Source organism: Gordonia sp. ABKF26 (genome assembly GCF_041103195.1).
Lineage (GTDB): Bacteria > Actinomycetota > Actinomycetes > Mycobacteriales > Mycobacteriaceae > Gordonia > Gordonia terrae.
In genome coordinates this window covers 1426679-1453618 of the sequence record NZ_JBGCVZ010000003.1, presented here as the reverse complement: position 1 = coordinate 1453618, position 26940 = coordinate 1426679, and the positions used below count along the sequence as shown (strand labels likewise).

The 26940-nt window shown below is 69.2% G+C and carries 26 protein-coding genes; 14 read left to right on the top strand and 12 right to left on the bottom strand.

Annotated features, from left to right (window positions below; all coding sequences use genetic code 11):
* Positions 1-657, top strand: coding sequence for a hypothetical protein (locus AB4Z55_RS07145; protein ID WP_239403811.1), 657 nt, complete (start codon positions 1-3; stop codon positions 655-657).
* On the opposite strand, the gene AB4Z55_RS07140 is transcribed toward AB4Z55_RS07145, so the two are convergent.
* The 5 genes from AB4Z55_RS07140 to AB4Z55_RS07120 all read right to left on the bottom strand — a co-directional run bounded on the left by AB4Z55_RS07140 (position 629) and on the right by AB4Z55_RS07120 (position 5575).
* On the bottom strand, positions 629-2005 hold the full coding sequence (locus AB4Z55_RS07140; RefSeq protein WP_101819875.1) for an MFS transporter: 1377 nt from the start codon (positions 2003-2005) through the stop codon (positions 629-631). The two genes, AB4Z55_RS07145 and AB4Z55_RS07140, sit on opposite strands and share 29 nt — an antisense overlap.
* Before the next feature lie 119 nt (positions 2006-2124).
* Positions 2125-2949: a polysaccharide deacetylase family protein gene (locus AB4Z55_RS07135; RefSeq protein WP_369519477.1), complete on the bottom strand. Its 825-nt coding sequence runs from the start codon at positions 2947-2949 to the stop codon at positions 2125-2127.
* Positions 2950-2998: 49 nt separating this feature from the next.
* Positions 2999-3907: a cation diffusion facilitator family transporter gene (locus AB4Z55_RS07130; RefSeq protein WP_033206121.1), complete on the bottom strand. Its 909-nt coding sequence runs from the start codon at positions 3905-3907 to the stop codon at positions 2999-3001.
* Between the two features lie 48 nt (positions 3908-3955).
* Positions 3956-5080 carry an aromatic acid exporter family protein gene (locus tag AB4Z55_RS07125; protein ID WP_101819771.1) on the bottom strand — a complete coding sequence of 375 codons (1125 nt, stop codon included), beginning with the start codon at positions 5078-5080 and terminating at the stop codon, positions 3956-3958.
* 42 nt (positions 5081-5122) lie between these two features.
* Positions 5123-5575 (bottom strand): DUF3151 domain-containing protein, encoded by a 453-nt coding sequence (locus AB4Z55_RS07120; protein WP_101819770.1) that lies wholly within the window; start codon positions 5573-5575, stop codon positions 5123-5125.
* Between the two features lie 357 nt (positions 5576-5932).
* Between AB4Z55_RS07120 and AB4Z55_RS07115 the strand changes: the two genes are divergently transcribed.
* Together AB4Z55_RS07115 and AB4Z55_RS07110 are read left to right on the top strand one after the other, a co-directional pair.
* Positions 5933-7633 carry a hypothetical protein gene (locus tag AB4Z55_RS07115; RefSeq protein WP_369519476.1) on the top strand — a complete coding sequence of 567 codons (1701 nt, stop codon included), beginning with the start codon at positions 5933-5935 and terminating at the stop codon, positions 7631-7633.
* Positions 7630-7908, top strand: a complete 279-nt coding sequence (locus AB4Z55_RS07110) for a hypothetical protein (RefSeq protein WP_369519475.1) — start codon at positions 7630-7632, stop codon at positions 7906-7908. The genes AB4Z55_RS07115 and AB4Z55_RS07110 overlap by 4 nt, the downstream gene beginning before the upstream one ends.
* Before the next feature lie 61 nt (positions 7909-7969).
* Here AB4Z55_RS07110 and fbaA read toward each other — a convergent pair whose 3' ends face one another.
* Positions 7970-9007 (bottom strand): class II fructose-bisphosphate aldolase, encoded by a 1038-nt coding sequence (fbaA, locus tag AB4Z55_RS07105; RefSeq protein ID WP_004021344.1) that lies wholly within the window; start codon positions 9005-9007, stop codon positions 7970-7972.
* A 226-nt stretch (positions 9008-9233) separates the two neighbouring features.
* On the opposite strand from fbaA, the gene AB4Z55_RS07100 reads away from it, so the two are divergent.
* The 4 genes from AB4Z55_RS07100 (at position 9234) to AB4Z55_RS07085 (ending at position 12715) form a co-directional block, all read left to right on the top strand.
* Positions 9234-9965, top strand: coding sequence for a VTT domain-containing protein (locus tag AB4Z55_RS07100; protein WP_239403816.1), 732 nt, complete (start codon positions 9234-9236; stop codon positions 9963-9965).
* A gap of 88 nt (positions 9966-10053) precedes the next feature.
* Positions 10054-10998 (top strand): amino acid ABC transporter permease, encoded by a 945-nt coding sequence (locus AB4Z55_RS07095; protein ID WP_369519474.1) that lies wholly within the window; start codon positions 10054-10056, stop codon positions 10996-10998.
* On the top strand, positions 10995-11765 hold the full coding sequence (locus tag AB4Z55_RS07090; RefSeq protein WP_369519473.1) for an amino acid ABC transporter ATP-binding protein: 771 nt from the start codon (positions 10995-10997) through the stop codon (positions 11763-11765). Before AB4Z55_RS07095 ends, AB4Z55_RS07090 begins: the two co-directional genes overlap by 4 nt.
* Positions 11766-11800: 35 nt before the next feature.
* Positions 11801-12715: an ABC transporter substrate-binding protein gene (locus AB4Z55_RS07085; RefSeq protein ID WP_004021340.1), complete on the top strand. Its 915-nt coding sequence runs from the start codon at positions 11801-11803 to the stop codon at positions 12713-12715.
* Between the two features lie 8 nt (positions 12716-12723).
* Here AB4Z55_RS07085 and AB4Z55_RS07080 read toward each other — a convergent pair whose 3' ends face one another.
* The 6 genes from AB4Z55_RS07080 to AB4Z55_RS07055 form a co-directional block, all read right to left on the bottom strand.
* A complete protein-coding gene (locus AB4Z55_RS07080; RefSeq protein ID WP_369519472.1) occupies positions 12724-13416 on the bottom strand; it encodes a TrmH family RNA methyltransferase in 693 nt (230 codons plus the stop codon).
* A complete protein-coding gene (gene pyrE, locus AB4Z55_RS07075; RefSeq protein WP_369519471.1) occupies positions 13409-13987 on the bottom strand; it encodes an orotate phosphoribosyltransferase in 579 nt (192 codons plus the stop codon). The genes AB4Z55_RS07080 and pyrE overlap by 8 nt, the downstream gene beginning before the upstream one ends.
* A gap of 66 nt (positions 13988-14053) precedes the next feature.
* The gene (locus tag AB4Z55_RS07070) at positions 14054-14971 is read right to left on the bottom strand and encodes a hypothetical protein (protein ID WP_239403822.1); all 918 of its coding nucleotides are present in this window, start codon (positions 14969-14971) and stop codon (positions 14054-14056) included.
* A gap of 37 nt (positions 14972-15008) precedes the next feature.
* A complete protein-coding gene (locus AB4Z55_RS07065; RefSeq protein WP_369519470.1) occupies positions 15009-16010 on the bottom strand; it encodes a D-2-hydroxyacid dehydrogenase in 1002 nt (333 codons plus the stop codon).
* Positions 16007-16684: a YoaK family protein gene (locus AB4Z55_RS07060; RefSeq protein WP_004021335.1), complete on the bottom strand. Its 678-nt coding sequence runs from the start codon at positions 16682-16684 to the stop codon at positions 16007-16009. Before AB4Z55_RS07060 ends, AB4Z55_RS07065 begins: the two co-directional genes overlap by 4 nt.
* A 1-nt stretch (position 16685) precedes the next feature.
* Positions 16686-17672, bottom strand: a complete 987-nt coding sequence (locus AB4Z55_RS07055) for an Lrp/AsnC family transcriptional regulator (RefSeq protein WP_064569944.1) — start codon at positions 17670-17672, stop codon at positions 16686-16688.
* Positions 17673-17806: 134 nt separating this feature from the next.
* Here AB4Z55_RS07055 and AB4Z55_RS07050 point away from each other — a divergent pair, with 134 nt between their 5' ends.
* The 7 genes from AB4Z55_RS07050 to AB4Z55_RS07020 all read left to right on the top strand — a co-directional run bounded on the left by AB4Z55_RS07050 (position 17807) and on the right by AB4Z55_RS07020 (position 26934).
* A complete protein-coding gene (locus AB4Z55_RS07050; RefSeq protein ID WP_004021333.1) occupies positions 17807-18916 on the top strand; it encodes an NAD/NADP-dependent octopine/nopaline dehydrogenase family protein in 1110 nt (369 codons plus the stop codon).
* A complete protein-coding gene (locus tag AB4Z55_RS07045) occupies positions 18913-19902 on the top strand; it encodes a 3-hydroxybutyryl-CoA dehydrogenase (protein ID WP_369519469.1) in 990 nt (329 codons plus the stop codon). The genes AB4Z55_RS07050 and AB4Z55_RS07045 overlap by 4 nt, the downstream gene beginning before the upstream one ends.
* Before the next feature lie 204 nt (positions 19903-20106).
* Positions 20107-21468 (top strand): MFS transporter, encoded by a 1362-nt coding sequence (locus AB4Z55_RS07040; protein WP_004021331.1) that lies wholly within the window; start codon positions 20107-20109, stop codon positions 21466-21468.
* Positions 21469-21543: 75 nt separating this feature from the next.
* Positions 21544-22149 carry a DJ-1/PfpI family protein gene (locus AB4Z55_RS07035; RefSeq protein ID WP_369519468.1) on the top strand — a complete coding sequence of 202 codons (606 nt, stop codon included), beginning with the start codon at positions 21544-21546 and terminating at the stop codon, positions 22147-22149.
* On the top strand, positions 22146-22592 hold the full coding sequence (locus tag AB4Z55_RS07030; protein WP_239403829.1) for a MarR family winged helix-turn-helix transcriptional regulator: 447 nt from the start codon (positions 22146-22148) through the stop codon (positions 22590-22592). The genes AB4Z55_RS07035 and AB4Z55_RS07030 overlap by 4 nt, the downstream gene beginning before the upstream one ends.
* Positions 22593-22637: 45 nt before the next feature.
* On the top strand, positions 22638-23945 hold the full coding sequence (locus AB4Z55_RS07025; RefSeq protein WP_369519467.1) for an aspartate aminotransferase family protein: 1308 nt from the start codon (positions 22638-22640) through the stop codon (positions 23943-23945).
* Positions 23946-23964: 19 nt separating this feature from the next.
* On the top strand, positions 23965-26934 hold the full coding sequence (locus AB4Z55_RS07020; RefSeq protein WP_369519466.1) for an FAD-binding and (Fe-S)-binding domain-containing protein: 2970 nt from the start codon (positions 23965-23967) through the stop codon (positions 26932-26934).
* The last annotated feature ends 6 nt before the right edge of the window (positions 26935-26940 follow it).

Sequence of the window (26940 nt, the reverse complement as noted above, 5' to 3'; positions counted from 1 at the left end):
GTGCCGTTTGCCCTTCTGACCCAGACCAGCCGCGCCGACGACAAGAAGGCCGTCCGCGCCGCGGTCGCCGATGCCCTGGCCGATCCCGACGTCTCCCGCCTCGTCGTCGAGCCGCGCGTCGCCGAGCGGTTCGCGCCCACCGTGGCCCACGAGAACGACATCTTCCTGTCCCAGGTGCTCGCCGCACTGATGGTCACCGAACGACTCGACGTCGAGGTCGCGTACGTCTCCGCCGAGGCCACCCCGGCGACGCGCCGCTACGGGTTGCCGCACGGGCCGGCGGCACGCGACCTGGCCGAGCACGGCACCGCGGTCGCGGTACCGCTCATCCGCGACGACGCCGCGACGGTCGTGGTCGGCAGCGCCCGCCACCTGGGTGCCGAGGGCGCGAAGCTGCACGGCGAGACCTACGTCGACAACGAGCGCCTGTTCGACGGCGAGGTGCGTTCCGTGCTCATCGAGCCGACCCTCACCGCGCCCGGGCTGCGCGCACAGGTGGAGCGGATGTTGTTGCCGGGCAAGTGGTTCGCCGGACGGGCCTGCCAGACCGGGGGCACCAACGTCGTCGTCGAACGCGAAGGGGTGGTGAACCCACGCGTCCTGAAGCGGTCGACGTTCTACCGACACGTCACCGATCTGCTGCTCGTACGTCCCTGACGGGCAGCGCCTCCGGCCCCGTCGTGAGGTGGAGGTCGTCGCGTCGGATGAGGGCGGTCGCCACGACGCTGATGATCGCGGTGAGCACCAGGTATCCGGCTGCGAGCCACGGCGACCCACTCGCCGCGCCGATCAGCGCGGTGAGGATGAGCGGCGTCAGACCCGATGCGTAGATCCCGGAGAACTGGTAGACGACCGACAGACCGGTGTAGCGCACCGGGGTCGGGTACAGACTCGCGAACAATGTGCCCTGCGCGCCGTAGAACAGTGCATGGATCACGCCGAAGACGATCACCAGCCCGACGGTGAACCACAGCAGATTCGACGTCCCGAACAGCACGAACACCGGGTAGACCGCGACGCCGTAGGCGGTGATCCCGACCAGATAGATCGTCTTGGCGCCGTAGCGGTCGGTGAGCAGTCCGGAGAACGGCAACAGAGCCGCCATGACCAGCGATGCGATCGTCACGGCCACCAGGACCGGGACCTTTTCCATGTCGAGTTCGGTGGTCGCGTAGGCGATCGCGAAGACGCCCCAGGTGTTGAAGGCCGATCCCTCACCCCACCGGGCGAGGAGGCCGAGGACGGTGTTGCGCGTGTTCGGCGGGACCACGACGTCGCGCAGCGGTGCCGTGGACTTCTTCGCGAGTTCGGCGACCTCGGCGAAGGCCGGCGTCTCGTCGACCTTGAGGCGTACGACGAACCCGATGACCACCAGCACGATGCTCACCAGGAACGCGATACGCCAGCCGTAGGTCAGGAAGGCCTGATCGTCGAGCGCCACCTGCAGCAGGGCGAACACACCTGTGCCCAAGGCGAGTCCGAGTGCCAGGCCGATTTGCGGGATGCTCCCGAACAGACCGCGTTTGCCGTCGGGGCTGTGCTCGACCGACAGCAGGACGGCGCCCGCCCACTCCCCGCCCAGCGCGAACCCCTGAACGATGCGCAAGAGCAGCAACAGGATCGGGGCGAGCACCCCGACCGACGCCGCGGTCGGGAGTACACCCATGAGCGCGGTCGCGACGCCCATCATCACCATCGTGATCGCGAGCGTGCGCTTGCGGCCGATGCGATCGCCGATGTGCCCGAACACGATTCCGCCGATCGGGCGCACCACGAAGCCCACCGCGAAGGTCGCGAAGGACAGCAGGGTTCCGACGAACGAACTCTGGTCGGGGAAGAAGAGCTGGTTGAACACCAGGCTGGCCGCGGTCGCATAGAGGAAGAAGTCGTACCACTCGACGGTCGTGCCGAGAAGACTCGCCGCGACGACGGTCCGGAGCCGCTTGCGCCGCTCGGCTTCGGTCTCGCCGGCCGGGGCAGGTGCTGTGAGTGTGGTGGTAGCCATGACCGACACACGGTAACGACGCGACGTCCCGATCCGGCGACTACGAATCAGGGTGAGCGAAAAGTTGCGGCCGTGTGCAACCGTCGCCGGTCAGGGCAGGAGAATGCGCGGCCGAGCAGTCATCGGGCCGCGACGAAGAAGTCGTCCAGAGTCACCATGCGCAGCCGGCGATTCCGGATGATCTCGACGAGTTCGGGGTACACCTTGGTCACCGGATCGTGATTGGCGTGACCGATGACGATGCTCTGCGGGCGGAAGTACTTGCGCGCGCAGCGGATCAGATACTTCTCGGTGATCAGGCCGGAGTCCGACAGCGAGCCGTACCAGAGGGTCGGCACCGTGTAGCCGAGGTCGGCGGCCACCGCGTCGACGGTGGGGTTGTGATACCCGAACGGCGGTCGATAGAAAGGAGTCCCGTCGACGCCGAACTGCTTGCGCAGGAAACGCTTCGTCCGACCGAGCTCGTCGGCCACTCCCCGCGACGACATCTCGGTGAGCGCGGGATGACTCCACGTGTGATTGCCCAGTTGGATCTGACCGGACTCGACGAGAGGTCGCAGGTCGGCCCGGTGGTCGGTCCAGCCGTCGAACGAGCCGGTCACGAAGAAGGTGAATCGGGCGCCGGTGTCCTGCGCGAACTTCACATAGGCGCCGATCACCTCCGAGCTCGCACCGTCGTCGACGGTGAGCGCCAGATGCCGACCGGGTCCCGGTAGCGCGGTGATCGCCCCCGCGGGCAGCGGACGTCGAGACCCGACCGCAGGTGGCAGCAGCACCGACGACGGGGCTCGTGCCGTGCTGACCTGGCCGGCCGCCGGTGAGATCTCCTCGACCGGTTCGATCTCGGCCGCCGGGACCGGCGTCGCGCAGCCCGTGAGCGAGCCGGAGGTCAGTGCCCCCACGGTCCCCGCGGCGAGAACTGCGAGGAAGTCGCGTCGTTCCATGCGCCGCAATGTAAGGCATAACCGACATTCACGACGCAGTGACGCACGGTCACCAGGTCATCTCGTCCCGACATCGTCGCTGGTGGTCGTCGGGATCGATCTGCACCGTCGCGTGCTCGAGTCCGTGCCGGGCCAGGACGGCCTGCGCGGCGGGCAGCACCTCACCGTTGGGGCGACTGCTGCCGAGATGGACGGTGGCCACGTCCATCCCCGTCGTGAGCGTCCAGACATGGAGATCGTGCACGTCGTCGACCACGGGGATGTCGGCCAGGTCGGCCCGCAACGCCTCGACGTCGACGTGGGCCGGCGCCTGCTGGTTGAGGATGCGAAGCGCATCGAGCGCGAGTCGCACCGCGCGCGGGACCACCCACAGCGCGATCAGCACCGCGACGACGATGTCGGCGTAACCCCATCCGGTCGTCATCGCGACGATGCCGGCCACCAGGACACCGACGCTGCCGACGGCGTCGGCCAGGACTTCGAGGTAGGCGCCGCGTACCGCGATCGACTCCTTGGCGTCCGCGCGCAACAGCAACATGACCCCGAGATTCACCAGCAGACCGATCAGGGCCACGACGATCAGCGTGAGTCCCGGGACCTGCGGATCGCTGCCGATGCGTTCCACCGCTTCGTAGAGCACGAACGCGGCGACGCCCATCAACAGCACGGCATTGGCGACCGCGGTGAACACCTCGGCGCGGTGCCAGCCGAAACTACGGGTGTCGGTGATCCGCCCGTGCCGGCCGAGCAACAGCGCGATCAGCCCCATGACGAGCGCGACGACGTCGGTCAGCATGTGTCCCGCGTCGGCGATCAGCGCGAGCGAGTTCACCAGAATGCCGGTGACGAGTTCGACGACGAAGTAGCTGCCGATCAGTCCGACCGCCAGCACCATCGGCCAGAGCCGCCGCTGCCCACCGCCCGCGGGAGCGTGCGAGTGCGAATGTGAATGCCCCATGATGCCGGTCAATATATGCAGAACTTCGCATATGTGGCAACAGGCCGGTCAGCTCCGCAGGGTCGCCAGCGCCGAGGACCTTCGCAGACCCGCCGTCATCAGCAGGTCGACGAGCAGCGAGCGGATCTCCGCGAGCAGCGCAGCCTCCGACAACTCGCTGTTGGTGACCAGGTCGATCCGGGCCTTGCGCACGATGCTGCGGATCACCCTGGCCGCATCGGCCTGATCGGGTTCCTCGCCGGGGTCGGCCATCATCATCGCGCGCAGCACCTCGAAGGCGCCGGCGAGATCGTCGATGATCTCGATCAATTCGGGGAGCACCGGCACCCCCCGCTGGGTCATGCCGAGCGAACGCCGCGCGATGATCCGGAAATTGCGCACGGCGTTGTCGATCGGGTCGGCGGTGGCCGAGATCCGGTCCAACCGCATCCGCGAACCCCAGTAGAGCGGTGAGATCCGGGTGACCTCGCGTCCGCCCGTCATGTCCGACCGCATCTTGTTGATCTCCGCCTGCGTCCCGCGGCCGGCTTCGAGTGCGGCCGCGATGAGTTCCTCGTCGCGCTCGCGGAGTCCGGTGGCCAGCTGGCGGGCGGCGTCGCGAACCGTGGCGAGGACCCCGGCCGCGTCCCGGCGCGCCCGGCTCGCCGGGTTCACCGGCAGCAGCGCCCCCACGAGGATGCCGACCAGCCCACCGATCAGCGCGTCGAGCGCGCGATGGAAACCCGCCACCCCGCCGGGCGGGAGAAGCGTCGCGACCAGCGCGGCCGACGAGGCCGCCTGCATGGGGACGAGCGGACCGTCGTCGAGGAAGACCGCCACCGTCATCGCCAGGGCGACGACGATCATGATCTGCCACGCCCCCTCACCGACCAGGCTGATGAAGAGGTCGCCGACGAGGATCCCGATCGCGACGCCGCCGACGAGTTCGGCTGCGCGCCGCCACCGCTGCCCCAGCGAGAGGCCGAGCGAGATCACCGCGGCGATCGGGGCGAAGAACGGGTCGGGATGGATGAAGATTTCCACCGCGATCCACCAGGAGACGCCCGCCGCGAGCGCGCACTGCACGATGGGGACGAGCGAGACACGCAGCCTGCGCAGCCGATTCTTCAGCGGCGCGGGCATCGCGTTGAACACCCGGCGCGGGTACGACGGGTTCGCGGAGCTCGATCCCATCAGGCGGACGTCATCCCGGGATGACCGGTCGTCTCGGTGTCGTCACACAAGGCCGAGTTCGGCGGCCGCGCGTGGATCGCTGTCGTTGAGCAGGTCGAGGCAACGCAGGTGCTCGTCCTCCTCGCCGACCAGTTCGGCGGCCCGGGCCAGCGCCCCGACACACCGCAGGAAGCCGCGGTTCGGTTCATGACTCCACGGCACCGGGCCGAAACCCTTCCAGCCGTGGCGGCGCAGCTGATCGAGGCCGCGGTGATAACCGGTCCGCGCGTAGGCATAGGCCGCGATCACCGCGGGCGTGTCGATGTCGCCGCCGGCCGCGGCGCCCTTCGACGACTCGAGAGCCGCCTCGGCCAGATACGCCCAGGCGATCGACGCGGTCGGGTGCGCGGCCGCGACCTCCGCCGCGGCGGCGCCGTTGAGCAGGTCCGATTCGGCGTCGTCGTCCCCGGTGAGCAGAACCGGTTGTGGGCCGAGAAGATCTCCGAAAGACGTCATGCCCTCTATTCAAGCATCGTGTCGCCGGGGACCCTTCGTTCGATCAAACGCCCTAGTGCTGGATTGTCGGGCCATTCGCTAGGGTGAATGGCGCAATCGGTCCTGCTGCCCTCCCGCTGATCCGGTGTCGTCGGGCGGCCGGACCGAAGTCGTGCAATGGCGGAATGCGGGGTGAATCAGTCGATGGCGCGATCTGAGAGGCCGAGAGCTGCTGTCACCAGGGCTCTGTCGACCCTGAAACAGGTCCGGGAGGATCGTCGTGCTCGCCTGGCGGGTGCCCGACCGACCCCCGATACTGTTCCGACCGGCACCGACGCCACGCCACCCAGCACCAGCAGAGAGGGCCGCGAGCCAGCTGTGGACGATTCCACCCAGAACGAGACCGCCGAGGGCAAGGCCACCGAGGACACGGCCACCGGGACCGAGGCGACCGCAGCGGAGTCCACGACAGACGCGTCCACTGCGGCCGGCGCCGCGAAGAAGTCCCCGGCACCGAAGCCGAAGGGTGGACGCGGGATCGACGGCGCCACCCAGGTGATCAATCGCGACAGCCTCCCGTCTGCCGAGGATCTCGAGGATCTCGACGACATCGACCCGCTGAGCGACGAATCCGAGTCCGCCTCGACCGAGGAGACGGCGACCGACGACGCCACGAGCGAGGACGCCGCCGCCCCGAAGCGCCTCGGGCCCAGCGATTCGAAGACCACGGTCATCCGACGGTCGGACCTCCCCGACGCCGAGGGGCTCGAAGACCTCGACGACATCGACCCGACGGCCCCGGAGCCCGAGGCAGCCTCGCCCGAATCCGAGACCGACGCGGAGGGTCCGACAGACGAGGCCGCCGAGGCAGAGCCGTCCGAGTCCGAGTCCGAGTCCTCCGCAGCGGAATCGACCGAGGAACCGGAGTCGGAGTCGGACGACGAGGCGGACTCCGACACCGACGCGGCGGCTGAGCCGGTGGTCCCCGAGGACGACACCGACCCGTCGACGGGTACCGCGGTCAGCGCGGGTGTCGTAGCGGCCGGCGCGGCTGCCGTGGCGGCCGGCACGACCGAGACCGACGACGACGTTGCAGACGCGGAGTCGACCATAGACGAGTCCGCGACAGACGAGGCCGGGGACGCCACCGAGGCAATCGAGGTCCCGGCCGCCGAGTCAGACGCCGAAACCGGGGCGATCGAGACCGAGCCGATCGAGGACGAGCAGGCGGTGCCGACCGAGACCGAGCCGACCGAAGACGCGGCGGCGACGGACGAGACGGCGACAGACGAGACGGCGACGGACGAGGCAGAGGCAGAGTCCCCCACCGAGGCGATCGTCGTGCCCGCCGGCGGGACCACCGGCACACCCGAGACCGACACGGCCGACGCTGCAGACGACGCCGAAGCCGACGACAAGGCCGACGAAGCCGGCAAGGCCGACGAACCGGACGCCGCCACGACCGTCATCCCCGCGGCTGCGCCTGCGGCGGCCGCCGCGTCCGCCCGAGACGAGCCCGCCACGGCAGATGACGAGGTCCGGACCACCCCCGAGCCGGCCGTTCCCGCCTCGACCGCGGGGTGGACGACGACCGACCGCGAACCCCAGGTCATCCCGGGAAGCGGCCCCGCGTCGCAGAAGAAGAAGCGCGGCAAGGGCCTGCTGATCGCGGCGGCGGCGATCGTGGTGGTGATCGTGGCCGTCGTCGGCGGCATCTTCGCCTACAACAGCCTGCGCGGCCCAGCACCGGCCGACGAGGCCGCGACCGTCGCGATGGACTACACGACCGCGCTGTACGAGGGCGACCTCTCGACCCTGCGGTCGGTCACCTGCGGTGAGCTCAACGCGTTCTACAGCGACTTCGACGATGCCGCGTACGAGCGGACCTACGAGGCGCAGCGCGCCCGCAACGAGCTTGTACAGACGCAGGCGATCAACGCGGTCCGGGTCGTCGAGGGCGGCAATCAGGCCGTCGTCGAGGTCGTCGCCGTGCACACCAACACACCCGACCAGCCCGAGACCGTCACCCTCAACCTGCAGCGCGACGGCGACGACTGGAAGGTGTGCAACCCCACGTGACGAACGGACACCGGTACGGCCCGCCGCCGGCCGGCCCGGGTGACCGTTCTGCACCTGGATACTTCACGCCGCCGGCCCGACCGGCGTCGGCCGCGGGCACGGCGCCCAGCCGGACTCCCGGGCCGGACAACCGGGTCCGCACCAGTCGGATCCGTCCCTACGAGGTCGGTCCACCGCAACGGACCCGGTCACGCGTCGACCCGGCCGTCGTGATCGCGGCGCTGGTCATGATCGCGCTCGCCGCCGCGGTCGTCGTGGGTCTCGCCCTCACCTGAGTGCACGGACAACACTGCCCGCACCCCTCGTCGGAGTGCGGGCAGCGGTTGATCACCTCGGTCAGGCGGTCAGGGACTTGCCGTTGGACTTGAGGTCGTTGCACGCCTCGACAACGCGCTCGCTCATGTTGCTCTCGGCCTTCTTCGACCAGCTGCGCGGGTCGTAGACCTTCTTGTTGCCGACGTCGCCGTCGACCTTCAGCACACCGTCGTAGTTGCCGAACATGTGGCCGGCGACCGGGCGGGTGTAGGCGTACTGCGTGTCGGTGTCGACGTTCATCTTGATGACGCCGTAGCTCAGCGCCTCGTCGATCTCGCTCTTCAGCGAGCCCGAACCGCCATGGAAGACGAAGTCGAACGGCTTGGCGCCCTCGGCCAGACCCAGCTTCTTGGTCGCCACTTCCTGGCCGGTGTTGAGCACATCGGGACGCAGCTTGACGTTGCCCGGCTTGTAGACGCCGTGCACGTTGCCGAAGGTCGCGGCCAGCAGGTAACGGTTGCCGCTGTCGCTGGCACCGAGCGCCTCGATGGTCTTCTCGAAGTCCTCGGGGGTGGTGAACAGCTTGTCGTTGATCTCGTTCTCGACGCCGTCCTCTTCGCCACCGACCACGCCGATCTCGATCTCGAGGATGATGTTGGCGGCACCGGCCTTGGCCAGCAGTTCCTTGGCGATCTCCAGGTTCTCGTCGAGCGGCACGGCGCTGCCGTCCCACATGTGCGACTGGAAGAGCGGATTGCGGCCGGCGTCGACGCGCTCCTGCGAGATCTGCAGCAGCGGCCGGACGTAGGTGTCGAGCTTGTCCTTGGGGCAGTGGTCGGTGTGCAGACCGATGAGGACGTCGTACTTGGCCGCGACGACGTGCGCGAACTCGGCAAGTGCGACCGCGCCGGTCACCATGTCCTTGACACCCTGGCCGGACCCGAACTCGGCGCCACCGGTCGAGAACTGGATGATCCCGTCACTGCCTGCGTCGGCGAAACCCTTGATCGCGGCGTTGATCGTCGACGACGAGGTGCAGTTGATCGCGGGGAATGCGTAACCGCCCTTCTTCGCCTTGTCGAACATCTCGGCGTACTGCTCCGGGGTTGCAATGGGCATCGACGAATCCTCCAGGGTGTTGATGTGCTCTGGTGTTCGGGTTCTCTCGCCTCGAGTGGTGCTTCGGTGGCGAGCAGCCGGACTTCCCGCGGCCGGACTCCCCCCAGTATGGCAGGTGCCACATCGCCCGGCGCGGGCACCATTCGTGCCCGGACCTGCTGGAAAACGACGATGGCGGAGCCGTGAGATTCTGTCCTCGACGCACCCGCAGGTACTCTGGGTCCCCGTGATCGACTCCGCTCTTGCCACCACGACCACCAACCTGGCGCTCCTGCCGGGATTCCTGGATCCGGTGAACCTGCTCAACTCGTTCGGCACATGGATGCTGGCCGGTCTCCTGCTGGTCGTGTTCATCGAGTCGGGTCTGCTGTTCCCGCTGCTCCCCGGCGACTCGCTGCTCTTCACCGCGGGTCTCATCGTGGCGGCGAAGTCCGCGGAGATCGAACCGTTCGCACCGCTCTGGGTGCTCCTCGTGCTGATCCCCATCGCGGCGTTCCTCGGCGACCAGGTCGGCTACTGGATCGGCAAGAAGGCGGGGTATTCGCTGTTCCGGCCGGACGCGAAGATCTTGAAGCAGGTCTACATCGAGGAAGCGCACGAGTTCTTCGAGAAGCACGGCCCGGTGACCATCATCCTCGCGCGCTTCGTCCCCATCGTGCGGACCTACGCGCCACTGGTCGCCGGTGCCGCGAAGATGCGGTACCCGATCTTCCTCACGTACAACATCATCGGCGCGATCGCCTGGGGCGCGGGTGTCACGCTGCTCGGATACTTCCTGGGGCAGATCGAGTTCATCCGCGACAACATCGACTACATCTTCCTGTTCATCGTCTTCATCTCGGTTCTGCCGATCATCACCGAGATCGGCAAGCGCATCCTGCGCTCGCGCAAGAAGGTCGTCGAAGAAGCTCCGCTGCCCGCGTCCGACGATGCGAAGAATCAGACCGCCGAGAACTGATCGGCCCCTCGGCCGGCGCGCCGAGTCATCCCGTCAGCTCGATTCTTAACCTTCCGCCGGGGCGCCTGCGCGCTTAGCGTCGCCGATCATGGCAACTCCGACCGTCACGGCGACGGGTCCCGTGCTCGACGCCGCCCCGTCACAGATGCGTCTGGTGGGCCGTCGCCGCCCTGGGCGGTGGGTCGAAGCGACGGTGGCCGTAGTCCTGGGCGCGATGTTCGTCAACACACTGGTGACCAACGAGCGCTTCGAGTGGCCCACGGTGGCGCAGTACTTCACCCAGGAGTCGGTGCTGCGCGGCTTGTGGCTCACACTGTGGCTCACCGCGGTGACGTTCGCCGCCGGATTCGTGCTCGGCATCGGACTGGCGGCGATGCGCTTGTGGGGCGGCCCGCTGCTCCAGTCGATCTCGTTCGGATTCGTGTGGATCGTGCGGTCGGTGCCGCCACTGGTGCTGCTGCTGGTCTGGTTTCAGCTCGCTTCGCTCTATCCACGCCTGTCGCTGGGCATTCCGTTCGGGCCCGAGTTCACCTCGGTGGACACCACTCACCTCATCGGTCCGCTGACAGCAGCCTTCATCGCGCTGACCATCGACGTGGCAGCGTTCGCGGCCGAGATCGTGCGCGGCGGACTCGTCTCGGTCGACGACGGACAGACCGAGGCCGCCCGCTCGCTGGGGCTCGCTCCCAGCCGGATCTTCCGGCGCATCGTCCTCCCCCAGGCGATGCCCGCGATCGTCCCCGCCTCCGGCAACCTGCTCATCGGTTTGCTGAAGTCGACGTCGCTGGTCAGCGTGATCGCCGTGACCGATCTGCTGTATTCGGTGCAGCTGGTCTACAACCAGAACTTCAAGGTGATGCCGCTGCTGCTGGTGGCCACCATCTGGTACATCGTGATCACCTCGCTGCTGGCGATCGGTCAGTACTTCGTGGAGCGGCGTTTCGCCCGAGGCCGACGCGACGCACGTCCGTTCGCCGACATCCTCCGCGACGCCGCGCGTCTGCGCCCGCGTCTGCCCGGGACGCCGCGATGAGCGCCGTGGAGATCCGCGGCCTCGAGAAGTCCTTCGGCGGCCGGGAGGTTCTGCGCGGCATCGACCTCGATGTCGCCACCGGGGAGGTGGCCATCGTGCTCGGACCGTCGGGGTCCGGAAAGTCCACTCTGCTGCGGTGTGTCAACCATCTGGAGCGCCCCGACCGCGGTCATGTGCGGGTGCACGGCGACGTCATCGGTTACCGCGAAACGCGCCGACGCAACGGCGAGACGGTATTGCGCGAACTGCCTCCCCGTGAGGTCGCTCGACAACGCCGCCGGATCGGCATGGTCTTCCAGCAGTTCAACCTGTTCCCGCACTTCACCGTCCTGGAGAACCGCACCGAGGGTCAGCTCGCGGCCGGCACCTCACCGGACGAGGCGGACGAGCGGGGGCGGGCGTTGCTCGCCCGGGTGGGCCTCGCGGGACGTGAGAAGTCGTACCCGTCGCACCTGTCCGGCGGTCAGCAACAGCGGGTGGCCATCGCTCGCACCCTCGCCATGCAACCCGACGTCGTCCTGTTCGACGAGCCGACCTCCGCGCTCGACCCCGAGCTGGTGGGCGAGGTCCTCGCCGTCATCCGCGACCTCGCCGAATCCGGAATGACCCTTGTCGTCGTCACCCACGAGATCGGTTTCGCCCGCGATGTCGCCGACACCGTGATCTTCATGGACGACGGCCTGATCGTCGAGACCGGTTCGCCCGAGCGCATTTTCGCCGCCGCCGAGCACCCCCGCACCCGCGAATTCCTCGCGGCCGTGCGCTGACCTTCCCACACCACTGACGACGCCAAGGAGAACCCATGCGCAGCCGCGCTCTGCTCGCCCTACCTCTGATCGCAGCCGCGACGCTGATGATCGGCGCATGCGGTGGCTCGACCGACCCGGCCGGCGAGAGCTATGCGATCCCCACCCAGGACGTGGTGTCGTCGGTGGCGGTCGATCCCGCCGCGCAGGCCCTCCTGCCGCCGGGGACCAGCGAGCTCACCCTCGGCCTCACCCGCGCGCCCGGGGTCAACAACCTCCCGCACGCGGGCGAGGTCCCGGAGGGCAACCCGGTTGGCCTCGACGTCGACCTGCGCAACGCGGTCGCCAAAGCCCTCGGCGTGACGTGGAACGAGGAGGTCGGCACCTTCTCGACCATCATCCCCGGCGTGCAGAACGGCCGATATCAGGTGGGGCAGGGCAACTTCGGTGTGACGAGGTCTCGGCTCGAGGTGGTCGACTTCGCCACATACCTCAATGACGGACAGGCCTTCGTCGGCTCGTCCGGGTCCGGTCTGACCTCCGTCACGACGCTGGAAGACCTGTGCGGCAAGAAGATCGTGACCGGATCCGGCACCACCTTCCAACAGATCCTGGAGAAGGGCGTGCAGGAGTGCACGACACACGGCAAGCCCGCCTACTCGGTTCAGTACCTCGACGACCAGGGCGCGATCATTCTCAGCCTGCAGAACAACAAGGTCGACGCCTACTTCGGCCCCACCCTGTCGCTGCGGTACCTCGTCGACAAGGTGCCCGGGACGACGTTCCTCGGCGAATACTCCACCACCGTCGTCGGATTCGTGACGGCCAAGAACTCCCCGGTCGCCCGGGCGATCAGTCAAGCGGTCAACACCCTCATCGCCCGCGGCGAGTACCAGCGGTTGTTCGACAAGTGGAATGTCCCCACGTCGGCGCTGCCGAGGTCCGAGATCAACCCCACCGCAGGATTCTGAGCCGCCCGTCACCACGCGGCGTCGAGGTCGGCGTGCTGCCGGACCCACGCGTGCATGGCGATTCCGGCGGCGACGCCCGCGTTGATGCTGCGCGTCGAGCCGAACTGGGCGATGGACACCGTGAGATCGGCCTCGCGCTGCGCGTCGTCGCTGACCCCCGGGCCCTCCTGACCGAACAGCAGCACGCAGTCGCGCGGTAGATCCGCCGTCTCGAGGGGCCGCGCACCGGGCGTGTTGTCCACCGCCACCACGGTGAGTCGCGCGTCCCGAGCCCAGGCGATCAGGTCGGACACCGTCTCGTGGTGCATCAGGTGCTGGTATCGGTCGGTCACCATCGCTCCGCGGCGATTCCAGCGGCGCCGTCCGACGATGTGGACGGCGGCCACCGCGAAGGCATTGGCGGTGCGCACCACGGTGCCGATGTTGGCGTCGTGCGCGAAGTTCTCGATGGCGACGTGGAATGGATGCCGCCGGGCGTCGATGTCGGCGACGATCGCCTCTCGCGACCAGTACCGATACGCGTCGACGACGTTGCGGGTGTCCCCGTGGGCGAGGAGCTCGGCGTCGAGGCGCGGATCTTCGGGCACGGGCTCGCCCGGATGCTCGACGGTCCAGGGCCCGACCCCGACGGCCGGCCCGGTCTGCCACTCGGTGGGTCCCGCGGCGTCGTCTCCGCCGTGACCGGCCGACTCGTCAGGCAAGCCCGAGATCGCCGAGGTCGAGGAGGGAGCGGTACGGCACGCCGAGGGCCGTGATGACCGCGTCCGCGCCGGTCGCGCGGTCGACGACGGTGGCCACCCCGACGACGTTGCCACCGATACCGCGGACGGCTTCGACAGCCGTGGACGGGGAGGCCCCGGTCGTGCTGGTGTCCTCGACGACGAGCACGTCGCGGCCGCCGATGTCGGGCCCCTCGATCTGACGTTGCATGCCGTGCGCCTTGGCTGCCTTGCGGACGACGAACGCGTCGACCGACCGGCCGTCCGCGTGCATGATCGACGTCGCCACGGGATCCGCGCCGAGGGTCAGGCCACCGACCGCGGCGTACTCCCAGTCCGCGGTCAGCTCCCGCATCAGCGTGCCGATCAGTCGCGAGGCCTCGTGGTGCAGCGTCGCCCGGCGCAGGTCGACGTAGTAGTCGGCCTCTTTACCCGACGACAGCGTCACCTTGCCGTGGACGACGGCGAGCTCACGGACGAGCTCGGCGAGCCGTGCCTTCGCGGCCGGGTCGACCCGCGGGGTCTCGGCGGGAACCGGGGCGGACGAGGACATGCGACTTCCCTCTCGGTCGAACGTGCCGGGATCGACGATCTCCGGTGCGTGGCGTGCTGGGCGCGATCAGTTGCGGTGCCGGTTGGGCCGCTCGCCCGTGTCCCGGCGAGGTGCCTCGTCGGAAGTCGCGCCGGACCCGCGGACGGGCATCGGCGACATCCGGCGGCCACCGGTGGTCGGTGACGGGGGTGTGCGCGTCGGTGCCGGATTGTCGGACTCCGCCGGCTGCGACGCGCCGGCCGTGGAGCCGCCGGCCCGCGACTCGCCCTGGGCCTGCCGCCTGCGCTTGTCCCGCAACGATTCGGTCTTCTCGTCGGCGAGTTCGGCCCGCGTGGGTCCGTGCGGGTCGCGCGGATCGGGCGAGTCCTCGGGTTCCCGGACCGGCGGCAGCACTCGCAGCAGGTCGGCGAATCGGCGAACGACCTCCAGACCCGTGTTCAGCTTGGCCGGGTCGTTCGTCACCGGCATCGAGCCCAGCGCCCAGTTGCCCTCGTTCCAGAGGACCTCGACGAACGCGGGCGCCTTGTTGGCGAGCGCGACCATCCGGCGGTCGCAGACCCGACGGGCGACGTCGAGATTGTTGGAGAACATGACACGCGGGCCCATCGCACCCAGCAATTCCACGTCCTCCTCGGCGGGGGCGAGGACGTCCTCGTGCCGGAGGTCGACGACGACATGCGACGGCGAAGAGCGTCGGACGGCGATCACGGTCGCGGTCTCGGCGAGGTCGAAGACCACGGCCTCCACCCCGGCGTAGTGTCCGTATGCGACGTCCTGGACCGGGATGTGGTCGCCCACGTTCATGGTTGCGCGCCGAAACACCTTGCGCAGCTTGGTATCCGACTCACGGAACTTGAACTCGTGTTCATCGCCCCAGACCGCACGCTGGTGCCGCGCATCGCTCGACCGCTGGCGGTCGAGCCACAACAGGACACCCGCACCCAGTAGGGCCACGGCGGCGATCAGGAAATAGACGGTGGTCATCGCGCTACAGCCTACTATCGGCGGGCCCGCGGTGAGGTCATCCGCCTACCCGGATGTACCCGCGTTCCTTGTCGACGACGTTGACCAGCACGTCGGCCGGCTCCTCGGTGCCCGCGGCGACGTAGCGCCGGAGGTTGTCGAGGACCTGCTCGGCCAGCGCATCGCGCCACCCGACGGCGTCCCCGCTCATGTGTGCCGAGATCGCGACCCCGGGCAGGTCCCACAGTTCACTGTCGGCGGGCAGCGGCTCGGTGGCGAAGACGTCGAGCGTGGCCGCGCCCAGGTGTCCCGATCGGAGCGACCGCACCAGGGCCGGCTCGTCGACGAGCTCGCCGCGTCCGACGTTGACCAGGTGTGCGCCGGGCTTCATCGCCGCCAGCACGGTCTCGTCGATCATTCCGGAGGTCTGATCGGTCAGCGGCGCGATCGCGACGACCGTGTCGAAGTCGCCCACGTGCGCGGCGAGGTCGTCGGTGGCGACGACGTGTCCGAAGTCCGGGTCCGACGCGCGTTCGGTCCGGCCTGCCCCGGTCACCCGTACACCCACGGCGCGTAGCAGTTTCGCGGTCGCGCGGCCGATCCCGCCGGTGCCGATCACGAGCGCGGAGGTGCGGTGGGTCGCCACGGTCTCGCGGTGCCGCCATTCATGGTCGCGCTGCAACGCCATCGACTCGTGTATACCCTTGTGCCGCGCGAGGACAGCGGCGAGGACGAATTCCGCGATCGGCCGGTCGAAGACGCCGTGCGCGTTGGTCACCACGACGTCCGAGGCCCGCAACTCGTCGAAGAGCAATGAGTCGACGCCGGCCGCACACACGTGCACCCAGCGCAACGATGCCGTCGCCTCGCCCCAGTGGTCGGCGAGCCCGCGGGAGAAGAAGTCCCACAACACGAAGACGTCCGCACCCGGCAGGGCGGAGCCCAGATCGTCAGCCGTGCAGAGCCGTACCGTCGCGAGCTCCTCGATCTCGGCGAGGTTCCCCGGCGGAGGGGCATCGGGGGAGATCAACAGGGCAACCACGGGCGCATGCGGGGTCATGACCCCACCGTAGGTGACGGGTCGGTGTGTTCGTCGATCACGAAGAGCAGCAGCGTCACCGCGAGGAAACCGGCGGGCACCCAGGCGGCGCGACCGCCCAACAGTTGGGTGCAGACCGCCCCGACGAGTGCGCCACCCGCGAACGCCCCCACCAGGCGGCCGTAGACCGCGAGGGCCTTGCGCGCATCCGGCGACCGGTCGACGGTCACCCCGTAGCCGGCCTCCACGAGCCGCATGAGATTCCCGGTCGTGGCCACCGCGATGTAGTTGAGATCGCCGATGTTGCGGAACAACTCGATCTGCATCGCCGTGATGAACGAGATGGGGATGGTGACGAACGAATGCGGCACCGAGGTGGGGACGAAGCCGATCACCACGAGGATCGCCACCTGCAGCGCCATCGTCACCCGGATCGGATAGACGAGCAGGCGGTCGAGCCGGCCGGCCTTCACGTGCACCGCGAGCACGACGCCGACGAGAAAGGCGAGGATCGGCCACAGATGACCGGACGCCTGATGCCATTGCCGCTCCGACAGATTCAGCGCGAGGAGGATGACGTTTCCGGTCTGGGCATTGGCGAACACCCCGCCCCGGGACAGGTACGTGTAGCTGTCGAGGAAGCCACAGGCCGCGGTGATCAACAGGGCGAAGCGCAGCGAGGTCGACGTGGTCATCTCACAGCACCACCGGAACCGAGCCCGTGCGGCAGCCCGACCGGTCCAGCAGTGTTCCCAGCCGCTTCGGGGTCTCCAGGGTGACCGAACGGTCGGCGACGACGAGCCCCGGCACCCGGCTCTCGAGCTGCTGCTCGAACTCGGACAGTTCGCCGACGGTGTGCAACCAGACGCCCATCAGGATGTTCGCGGTGCCCGTGACCTCGCAGCAGACACGCACCTGGGGCAGTTCGTCGAGCGCGTCGACGAGCGCCGAGATCGACCTCGACGACGCGCGTGCCCACACGTTCGCCGTGACGGGCCATCCGCTGATGACATGGGCCACCTCGCATCTGATCGACAGGACGCGTTCGGCGACGAGTGCGGTCAGTCGGCGTCGGACGGTCGGTGCGCTCAGGCCGCTCGCGGCCGCCAGATCGACCGCCGAGCGTCGGCCGTCCTCGGCCAGTGCGGCGATGAGCCGCAGATCCATCTCGTCGGGTTCGTGCGCCAGCGGGCGGTGCTCGGGACGGTGCTCGACGAGCACCGATTCGTCCGCGTCGGACAGCGTGTGCACCCGCCAGCGTTCGCTCTCGCCGAAGACCCGCATCACCAGCCTCGTCCGGGTCCGGGCGACGCCCTCGGTCTCGGCGAGGCGCTGTACCCAGTCGCCGAGGAAGCCGAGGTCGGGCACCATCACGGTCAGCAGCAGGTCGCCGTCGCCTGCGGTGCGCTGGATCGTGGCCACGTGTCGGTCCCCCGCGAGTCGCTCGACGAGCGCCTCCCGCCGCGACGACGCCTGGACCTCGACGAACGCGCTGCAGCGGGTGTTCAGGTACGCGGCCCCGGGATAGGTGACGATCCAGGCGAGACCGCTGTCGACGAGCCGCTCCCAGCGGCGGGCCGCGGTCGCCGCGCTCACGCCCACGACGTCGCCGACGACGCCCCACGGCGCCCTCGGCGCGACCTGCAGGGCGTGAACGATCTGATAATCGAGGTCGTCCGGCACGCAACAATCCTGCATCACGAGGTGAACTTTTTTCGTCTTCGGCAGACGCCGGGACAGTCCGCGGCAGCGCTCCTACGTTTCCTCCCAACACCCCAGTGGCCGCACGGGCGGCCCGAGATCGAGGAGGACGATTCGTGAAGGTCTGCATCATCGGCGGAGGTCACGGCTCTTATGCGGCCGCGGCCGAGCTCAGCGAGAAGGACCACCATGTCACCTGGTGGCGGCGGGACGGCGCGGCGTTCTCGTCGCTGGTCGAGCGCGGAACCCTCGACCTCGACGACCATCGCGGCAGCAGGCAGATCACCGTCGACAACGGTGACGGCAGGGGCATCTCGATCGTCACCGACCTCGCCGAGGCGGTGTCCACCGCCGAGGTCATCGTCGCGCCGGTTCCCGCGTTCGCCCACGAGTCGCTCGCCCGGCAACTCGCCCCGCATCTGCGCGACGGTCAGGTCGTCTATCTGCCGCCGGGCAGCTTCGGATCCATCGTCTTCGCGCAGGCGGTACGCGCCGCGGGCAACCCCGCCGACGTCGCGTTCGCCGAAACCGGGACCCTGCCCTACCTCGCACGCAAGCACGGCGACACCCGCGTCGTGGTCAGCGGATACGCCACGCGTCTGCCCACCGGCGTCTTCCCGGCGCGGCACACCGACCGGGCGCTGGCGGTCCTCGGCGAGGTCTACCCCGCCGTCGAGCGCGTCGAGGACGCCCTCAGCGGCGCGCTGATGAACGCCGGACCGATCATCCACCCGCCGCTCATCCTGATGAATGCCGGTCCGCTGGAACACTTCCCGTCGTGGGACATCCACAACGAGGGCACCCAGGACTCCATCCGGCGGGTCACCTCGGCGCTCGATGCCGAGCGCATCGCGGTCCGCGAGGCGCTCGGCTATGCCGCACCGCATTTCCCGCTCGCCGACCACTACACCGCCGACGGCGACGAGTGGATGTACGGCAACGCCGCCCACGAGAAGCTCACCGACAGCGGCGACTGGCGCGAGAACATCGACCTGCACACCCACCGCTACATGGTCGAGGACGTCGAGATCGGGCTGGCGCTGCTGAGTTCCGTGGCGCGGTGGGCGTCGGTGCCGTCTCCGGTGGCCGACGGTCTGCTCGCCCTGGCCGGCGCGGTCACCGGCCGTCCCGCCGCGACCGGCGGGCGGACCCTGGAGAGCCTGGGGTTGGCCGAACTCGACCCGTCCGGCATGCGGGCACTGCTCCACGACGGACCGGCGCGGTGACGGGCCGTCACGTCGCCGTGGTCGGCGCCGGCCGGATGGGCCAGGGCATCGCCGCGGCACTGGCCTTCGGGACCGTCGCGGTGTCGGTCGTCGACCTCCGTGACCGCGGCGCCGACGCCGCGGCCTACCTCGAGGGAGTCCGTGCGTCGATCCGACAGGCACTGGCGCACAAGGTCACGCTCGGCCTGCTCGCGGTCGAGGACCTCGAGGATGTCGCCGCGCTGGTGACGGTCGTCGGCGAGGTCGACGCCCTCACCCCGATGGCCGCGGCGGATCTCGTCTTCGAAGCCGTGCCGGAGGTCGCCGGGATCAAACGCGATGCGCTCGCGTGGATCGAGGCGATGGTCGGCGACACCGTCCCCATCGCGTCGACCACGTCGAGCTTCCTCGTCGACGAACTCGCCGGCGCATTGTCGGCGCCGGCGCGTTTCCTGAACGCGCACTGGCTGAATCCGGCCGATCTCATGCCGCTCGTCGAGGTGGCGCCCGGCACGGCGACGGGTCCCGGGGCCGTCGACGCCACCCGCGAGCTGCTGCTCGCGGTCGGCAAGGTGCCCGTGGTGTGCGCGCCGTCGCCCGGATACATCGTGCCCCGGCTCCAGGCGCTGGTGATGAACGAGGCCGCACGCATGGTGGCCGAGGGCGTGGCCAGCGCCGAGGACATCGACACCGCGGTCCGCATCGGATTCGGTTCGCGCTTCGCGGTTCTCGGCCTGCTCGAGTTCATCGACTGGGGCGGCTGCGACACGCTCTTCCACGCGTCGAACTACCTGAGCCGCGAACTCGGCGAGAGGTTCGCACCCGCGCCTCTGGTCGAGACGAACATGACGTCCGGGCGCCGCGGGATCTCGGACGGCGCAGGCTTTTACGAGTTCGACCCGTCGACCGTCGACGACTATCGGGCACAGCGCATCGCCGATTTCGCCCGTGTCCTCGACGCGGTCGGACGCCTCGCCCGCCATGAGGAGTTCAGCACGGCCGACTGACGTCTCGGGCGATCCCCGCACCCCGCCACCGGGCCGGACCCGGTGGCGCGGTGAAACGCGCTCGAACGCGTCCAATAGCTCGGCGTTGTAGAGCTTTTCCCGATTCCCCGCGTCGCGCGGGTTCGACACAATCGATCCATCCACGAGTACAGCCAACGAACGCCGGCCTCGACGGTCCGTTCGCCCACCGATGAGGAGTGATCCGTGGTAACTCTCGACAATTCTGCACCGCCCGACCCGACGGCACCGAGCACCGAGCAGCCCCGGCGGGAACGGACCACCCGCGTCGCCGTCGCATCCGGCGTCGGCACGATCATGGAGTTCTACGACTTCGCGATCTACGGCACCGCGACGGCGCTGGTCTTCAACAAGATCTTCTTCAACGTCGACGATCCCTGGTTCGGCACCTTCCTCGGATTCGCGACCTTCGCGGTCGGTTTCGTGATGGCGCCGATCGGCGCCCTGATCTTCGGACACTTCGGGGACAAATTCGGCCGACGCAAGGCGCTGACCGCAGCCTTCCTGCTCATGGGCGGGTCGACGCTGGCGATGGGCATCCTCCCCGACTACCAGGCCATCGGGATCGTGGCACCGATCATCCTGGTCTTCCTCCGCATGGTGCACGGCATCTCGCGAGGCGGTGAGATCGGCGGCGCCGCCCTGCTCGCCGCCGAACACGCGCCGGCGCACCGGCGTGGCCTGTACGGCTGCTTCGTCACCCTGGGCTCGCCGGTCGGCGGCATCCTGGCCAACCTGTCGTTCGCACTCGTGCTGCTGATGCCGATGGAGCAGGTCCTGGCCTGGGGCTGGCGCATCCCCTTCCTCATCGGCGGAGTCGTGCTGGCGATCGGGGTGTGGACGCGATCGAGGGTGAGCGAGACACCGGACTTCGTCGCGTCCAAGCAGGCCGAGGAGAGCTCACCGCCTGCCTTCGCCGTGCTCCGGCAGAACTGGCGTCGTGTCGCCCTGGCCGCCGGGATCAACGTCGGGCAGAACTGTTACGCCTTCCTGTTGTTCACGTTCATGCTCTCCTTCCTGACCGAGACCGATCCGGGACGCGGCTTCGAGCGGTCGCCGGTGGTCCTCGGCAGCACGCTGGCGCTCGCCTGTCATGCCGCGACCGTCGTGCTCGGCAGTTACCTGTCCGACCGGCTGGGCCGCAAGACGGTGATCGGATTCGGCATGATCACCTCACTGCTGTTCGCGCCGATCCTGTTCTGGGTCACCGCATCCGGGTCGCTGACCGCCTGCATCACGGTCATCTCGATCGGCTTCGCCCTGACCGGCTTCGTCTACGGTCCGATGCTCACGACCTTCGCGGAGCTGTTCCCGATCACGCAGCGCTACAGCGGCATCGGGATCGGCTTCCAGGTCGGCGCGGTGCTGGGCGGCGGGCTGGCCCCGATGATCGCGAACCGGATCGTCAGTGCCACCGGCAGCGTGATTCCCGTCGGGATCTATGCGGCGGTCCTGATGGCGATCAGCCTCTGCTGCCTGATGGTCATCCGGGAGACGGCCCCTGCCCTCGTCGGCCGACCCTCGCGCGGGCAGCGCCTGCGCAACTGACGCACACCTCGGACGATTGACAGCATCCTGTCATATATGACAGGATGCTGTCATTATCGTTCACGAGGAGGCATCATGAGAACCGTCCATCTCGCCCTGTATCCGACGCTCGCGGACTGGGAGTTCGGCTATGTCGCTGCGGGCATCAACAACCCCGACTACCAGGCCGAACCCGGATCGTTCCGGATCGTGACCGTCGGCGCGTCCGCCGAGCCGATCCGCACGATCGGCGGGGTCACGATGGTGCCCGACACCACACTCGACGCCATCGGACCCGAGGACAGCGCGATGCTGCTGCTGCCCGGCGCCCAGCTCTGGGAGTCCAACGACGCCTTCGTCGACGCCGCCCGGCGGTGGGCGGACGCCGGGACACCGGTCGCCGGGATCTGCGGCGCGACACTGGGACTCGCGCGCGCCGGATTGCTCGACGACCGCCGCCACACCAGCAATGCGCCCGAGCAGCTCACACCCACGGGATATGCGGGCGCCGCACACTACGTCGACGCTCCCGCCGTCACCGATCGCGGGGTGATCACCGCCGCGGCGATAGCGCCCGTCGACTTCGCCCGCGAGGTCTTCGCGCTGCTCGGTCTCTACACACCGCCGGTTCTCGACGCCTGGTATCAGCTCTACGGCCATCAGGACCCCAGCGGCTTCTACGCCCTGGCCGGCGAGCAGTGAGAGACCATCAGGACCTGCTGTCGGCCTCGGCACTGACCGCGTTTCGCCTCAACGGCCAGTTCCTCGCCCTCGCCGAGCGCCTCGCCGCCCCCGCCGAGCTGACCGCCACGCGATGGCAGGTGCTCGGCGCGGTCCTCGACGAGCCGCTACCGGTCGCGGGCATCGCACGGGCGATGGGGATCACGCGGCAGAGCGTCCAGCGCACCGCCGACCTCCTCGTCGCCGACGGACTGGCCGAATACCGGGACAATCCGGCCCACCGCCGGGCCAAGCTCGTCGCGCCCACGGCAGCGGGACTCGCCGCCGTGCGGGCGATCAACCCCGGGCACCGCGAGGCGGCCGATCGCTTGGCGACCGTCCTCGACCCCGCGCGGTGGGAACAGGCCCTGCACGCGCTACATGACCTCAGCGCCGCCCTCGACACACTTGATGACCAGCACTGATGTCCAATTGTTGACAATCGTACGATCGAGCGTCACCGTGTACCCATGACCGCCAGTGTTGACTCCCCGATCCGCTCCGGCCAGACCGCGTCGCTGAGCCCGGCGCTGAAGCAGGCGACCCCCGTGGTCGTCGACACCGCGGCTGGCTCGTGGATAAGGGGCACCGACGGTCGCGACTATCTCGACTTCACCACCGGTATCGGTGTGACCAGCACCGGACACTGCCACCCGCACGTCGTCGCGGCCGCGCAGGCACAGTGCGCCAAGGTCATCCACGCGCAGTACACCACCGTGATGCACACCCCGCTCCTCGAGCTCACCGCGCGCCTCGGGTCGGTACTGCCCGCCGGACTCGACTCGGTCTTCTATGCGAACTCCGGTTCCGAGGCCGTCGAAGCCGCCGTCCGCCTGGCGCGGATGGCCACCGCGAAACCCAACATCATCGTGTTCCAGGGTGGTTTCCACGGCCGTACCGTCGCGGCGGCCAGCCTGACGACCGCCGGGACGCGTTTCTCCGCAGGCTTCTCCCCGCTGATGAGCGGCGTGCACATGGCGCCGTTCCCGTACGCCTACCGCTACGGCTGGGACACCGACACCGCCGTCGATTTCGCGCTGCGCGAGCTCGACTATCTGCTGCAGTCGCGGGTCGCACCCAATGACACGGCCGCCTTCCTCATCGAACCGGTTCTCGGCGACGGTGGATACCTGCCCACCCCGCCGCGCTTCCTCCAGGGTCTGCGGGAGCGCGCCGACCGCCATGGCATCCTCCTCGTCCTCGACGAGGTGCAGGCGGGATTCGGCCGCACCGGCAAGTTCTGGGGTCACCAGCACGCGGCGGGCCTGACACCCGACATCCTGATCACCGCCAAGGGCCTGGCATCGGGATTCCCGATCTCGGCGATCGCGGCACCGACGGAGTTGATGAGCAAGGCCTGGCCCGGCTCGCAGGGCGGTACGTACGGGGGCAACGCCGTGGCGGCGGCCGCCGCGATCGCCACGCTCGACGTGATCGAGTCCGAGGGCCTCGTCGAGAACGCCCGCATGCGCGGTGAACAGCTACTCGCCGGCCTGCGGCAGGTGTGCGCCACCTTCCCCGGCGTCGGGGACGTCCGCGGCCTGGGACTGATGGCCGGCATCGAGTTCATCGCCACCGACGCCACCGGGAACACCGCGCCCGACGCGGCGGCCGCGCTCGCCGTGCAGCAGGCCACCACCGCCCAGGGGCTGCTCTCGCTCACGTGCGGTCCGGCGGCCAACGTCGTGCGACTCATTCCCGCCCTCGTGGTCACCGCCGAGGAGATCGACCTCGGTGTGGCCCGTTTCGGTGCCGCCCTCGCCGCGGCACTCGGTTAGACCGACAGCTCGGTCACACATGCCACGGGTGGACATCGCAGCCGAACTCGCCGAACTCGGTGTCGACGCGGACTCCTCGACGCGTCGCCTCGCCGAATACTCCTACGACGCGTCCAATTACCGGGTCCCACCGCTCGCCGTCACCTTCCCCCGCACCGCCACAGAGGTCGCGACGGTGGTCGAATGGTGTCATGACCGCCGGATCCCGGTGGTCCCCCGCGGCGGCGGGACCTCGATGGGCGGCAACGCGATCGGACCCGGAGTCGTGATCGACCTGTCCCGGCATCTCGACCGGGTCCTGTCGGTCGACGCCGACTCCGCGACCGCGGTCGCCGGCGCGGGAATCGTCCTGACCACCCTCGCCGCCGAGGCACGAGCCGCCACCGGCGGTACGCTCACGTTCGCGCCGGACCCGTCGTCGGCGTCGCGCGCGACGCTGGGCGGCGCGATCGGCAACGACGCCTGCGGCAATCACTCGGTCCGACACGGCCGCACCAGCGATCACATCGTCGAACTCCATCTCGTCACAGCAGAGGGGTTGCTGCTCACCGCAACCCGCGACGGCCTGCGGGCCACCGATCCCGCCGACGCCGCGGCGGGGGCGCGAGCGGCCGAGATCACCGGGTCGCTGCGTGACCTGACCGCCGCGAACCTGGCGATCCTGCGCACCCAGCTCGAGACCATTCCGCGACAGGTCTCCGGTTATCATCTCGCGAAGCTGCTGCCGGAGAACGGGTTCGACGTGGCGCGCACCCTCGTCGGCAGCGAGGGAACCTGCGCGATCGTCGTGTCGGCGACCGTGACGCTCGTGCCGGTCCCGACCTCGCAACTCCTGCTGTGCGTGGGCTACCGCTCCCCCGCCGACGCCGCCCGAGATGTCCCGGCGATCCTCCCGTTCGCGCCGTCGGCCATCGAGGGCATCGACCGTAAGATCGTCGCGACGATGGCGGCGCGACGTGGCCGCGAGTCTGTCGCCGGTCTGCCCGACGGATCCGCATGGCTCTTCATCGATCTCGACGACCACAGTGCCACCGTGCAGTCGGAGGCCGACGTGCCCGCGACCGCCAAACGCCTTCTGGATCACCTGCGCGCGCAGGGTCGGATGATCGACGCAACGGTTGTCGACGACCCGGCCCGCCGCAAGGCACTCTGGCGGGTTCGCGAGGACGGCGCGGGGCTGTCGTCGCGCCTCGCCGATCCCGATGACGAGAGCATCGGCGACGGTTACGAATCCTGGCCGGGCTGGGAGGACGCCGCCGTCGCACCCGAACGACTCGCAGACTACCTCGACGACTTCGCCGAACTGCTCGACCGGCACGGCCTCACCGGCGTCATGTACGGGCACTTCGGCGCCGGTTGCATGCACGTGCGGATCACATTCGACCTGCGCTCCCCCGAGGGTCGTGCGGTGATGGCACGCTTCTGCGCCGAAGCCGCCGAACTCGTGGTGCGCCACGGCGGTTCGCTGTCCGGCGAGCACGGTGACGGGCGGGCCCGATCGGCGCTGCTGCCCGTCATGTACACCCCGGCGATGATGTCGGCCTTCGCCCGGTTCAAGGCGATCTGGGACCCGCACGGAATTCTCAACCCGGGCAGCATCGTCGACCCGCCCCCGATCACCACCGACCTCGCTCTCGCCGAGGTGCCGCGCCGGAGCTGGCCCACGGCTTTCGATCTCGGACCCGAACTCCCCCTGCTCGACCCGTTCGTGCACGCCGTACAGGGATGCATCGGCGTGGGGAGGTGCCGTGCGGATTCCGGCGGGGTGATGTGCCCGAGCTACAAGGCCACTCGCGACGAGAAGGACTCGACCCGCGGCCGGGCGCGCGTGTTGCAGGACATGGTCCGCACCGCGCCGAGCGTCGACGAGGGCTGGCGGTCGACCGATGTCGCCGAGGCCCTGGACCTGTGCCTGTCCTGCAAGGCCTGTTCCACCGACTGCCCGACCGGCGTCGACATGGCCACCTACAAGTCCGAGTTCCTCCATCACCACTATCGGCGCCGGCTCCGGCCGCTGTCGCACTACTCCCTCGGCTGGATGCCCGCGTGGTTGTCGGCGGCCGGGCTCACGGCACCGGTCCTCAACCGCGCACTGCGATCCCGGCTCAGCGGTCTCGCCGCGCGCGCAGGCGGACTCGACCCCCGGCGCACGATGCCCGCGTTCGCCACCCGACGGGCGCGGCGCACCCACCTCGGGGCGCTCTCCCCGGTCGACGCGAGTTCCACGGTCGTGTTGTTCGTCGACTCCTTCACCCGCGCCTTCCGGCCGCACGTGGCCACCGCCGTGGCCGAGATCCTCCGAGCCGCCCACCCCGTCGACCGTGCGTCGGATCCCGTCGGCTGTACGGCCGACAACTGTTGCGGTCTCACATGGATCTCGACGGGACAGCTGGATCGGGCCCGAAAGGTGCTGCGTCGCACCGTCGCCGATCTCGACGACGGGACGGACCGGCCGATCGTGGTGGTCGAACCCAGTTGCGCCGCGGCCCTGGCGAAGGATCTGCCCGAACTCGTCCCGACCGAGGCCGCACGTCGCGTCGCCGCACGCGTCCGGAGTTTCGCCGCCCACCTTCCCGCACTGCTCGACGCGGGGTGGCGACCACCGCCCCTACCCGATGAGGTGACGGTGCAGACCCACTGCCACGAGTACTCGGTGTTCGGCGCCCGGGTGGGCGTCGCCGCTCTCGAGGCGCTCGGAATAACCGTGCACACCGCAGACGGATGCTGCGGTGTCGCCGGCAACTTCGGCTTCGAGAGAGGGCACTACGAGGTCAGCATGGCCGTCGCCGAGAACAGTCTGGCTCCGGCCCTGCGGAAAGCACCCGACCGGCCGGTGATCACCGACGGTTTCAGCTGCGCGATGGCCGTCGAACACCTCGCGACCGTGGACGACGGCCTCGCCCCCGGCCGTGTCCGCGGAGTCCATCTCGCCGAACTGCTCACCTCAGCACCCGACACAACCACCGACCTCCGAGGAGTACGACCGTGACCGCCT